Source organism: Dietzia sp. DQ11-44 (assembly GCF_014145205.1).
Taxonomy (GTDB): Bacteria; Actinomycetota; Actinomycetes; order Mycobacteriales; family Mycobacteriaceae; genus Dietzia; species Dietzia natronolimnaea.
This window is the reverse complement of record NZ_JAALEC010000540.1, coordinates 1-1082: the sequence shown is the minus strand read 5'-3', so window position 1 is coordinate 1082 and position 1082 is coordinate 1. Positions and strand designations below refer to the sequence as shown.

Sequence of the window (1082 nt, the reverse complement as noted above, 5' to 3'; positions counted from 1 at the left end):
TCAGCCGATGAACTACTTCTTCGGGCCCGGAGCACGGGCCGGTGGGGGCCCCGACGGGGAACCGGACGCCGTCGACACGAGCGCGCCGGCCGCCGGCGTGGTGGGTTACCGCCTGCACGTCGGCACCGTCATCGCGCTGGCGGATCCGGTGGCCGCACCCGCCGACCGCGCCCGGCTGCTGACCGAGTTCGTGGACTTCGCCGAGGCGCAGGCCGCGGTGCCGTGCCTGTTCTCGGTGTCGGCCGAGACCGCCGACACCATGCGGGCGCACGGCTGGCGGGCGCTGCAGATCGCCGAGGACACCATCATGGACCTGCCCGATCTGGCGTTCGGCGGCAAGAAGTGGCAGAAGATCCGCAGCGCCATGAACAAGGCGGAGAAGAACGGCACGAGTTTCGTCTCGGGCCTGCTGCGGGAGCAGCCGTCCGCGATCCTGGGGCAGGTCCGCCAGATCTCCGAGCAGTGGGTCGGGGACAAGGAACTGCCCGAGATGGGCTTCACCCTCGGCACGGTCGAGGAGGCTCTCGACGACGACGTCCGCATCGCCCTGGCCGTCGACTCGGGCGGGGTGGTCCAGGCCGCCCTCTCCTGGCTGCCCGTCTACCGCGGCGGAGCCGAGGGCGGCGTGCGAGGCTGGACACTGGACGTGATGCGCAAGCGCAACGGGCCCGGCGCGAACAACATGATCGAGTTCCTCATCGCCCGGTCCGCGCTCGAGTTCAAGGACGAGGGGGCCGATTTCGTCTCGTTGTCCGGTGCCCCGTTGGCGCGGAGTGGCGACGACGACGAGGTGGCCACCCTCGACAGGGGTCTGGACCTGCTCGGTCAGGCGCTCGAGCCGTACTACGGGTTCCGTTCGCTCCACCAGTTCAAAGCCAAGTTCAATCCGCGGATCGAGCCCGTGTACCTGTGCTTCCGCGACGAGGCCGACCTGCCGCGGATCGGGGTGGCGATCGGCCGGGCGTACCTGCCGGGTGCGACGACCCGCCAGCTCGCCGCGCTGGCCCGGTCGGGGAAGTCGGAGACCATCGACGCCTGAGGCCTCCGCCCCCGAGCTGCGGCATCCGCTCCCGAGCTGCGGC

The 1082-nt window shown here is 71.0% G+C and carries 1 protein-coding gene; it reads left to right on the top strand.

Annotation, left to right across the window (positions count from 1 at the left end):
* A partial coding sequence (locus tag G6018_RS13140) for a DUF2156 domain-containing protein (RefSeq protein ID WP_241732100.1) occupies positions 1-1039 on the top strand: 1039 nt, incomplete at its 5' end.
* Positions 1040-1082: the final 43 nt, after the last annotated feature.